Source organism: Aquimarina sp. MMG016, assembly GCF_018100805.1.
Lineage (GTDB): Bacteria > Bacteroidota > Bacteroidia > Flavobacteriales > Flavobacteriaceae > Aquimarina.
In genome coordinates, this window is sequence record NZ_JAGJEA010000031.1 from 1 (window position 1) to 501 (window position 501).

At 39.5% G+C, this 501-nt stretch carries 1 protein-coding gene; it reads left to right on the top strand.

What is annotated here, in order from left to right; all coding sequences use genetic code 11:
• On the top strand, positions 1-501 hold a 501-nt coding region (locus J8M14_RS22955; RefSeq protein ID WP_211077176.1), incomplete at both ends, for a DUF11 domain-containing protein.

A 501-nucleotide genomic window follows, 5' to 3' on the forward strand; every position in this document is an offset into this window, starting at 1 on the left:
ACATTGGATCAGGACGATCCTGATTTGACCAACAATGATCTTGAAGAAGAGATTATAGTGGGTAATGACGCTGATCTTGTGATTAGTAAAACGGTTAATGACAGTACTCCAAATGAAGGAGAAACGATAACCTATACAATTACAGTTACTAATAATGGAGCAGCACAGGCAACAGCATTAGTAGTGAACGATCCGCTACCAGCTGGAGTAACTTATGTATCTGACACACCAAGTGCAGGAACTTATGATGATGCGACTGGAGATTGGACGATTGGTACTTTGGATAGCGGTGATACGATCACACTAGATATTCTAGCAGCGGTAGATGTTGGTACAAGTGGTGATACGATTAATAACGTAATAACCGTTACATTGGATCAGGACGATCCTGATTTGACCAACAATGATCTTGAAGAAGAGATTATAGTGGATAATGACGCTGATCTTGTGATTAATAAAACGGTTGATAATAGTACTCCAAATGAAGGAGGTACGATAACT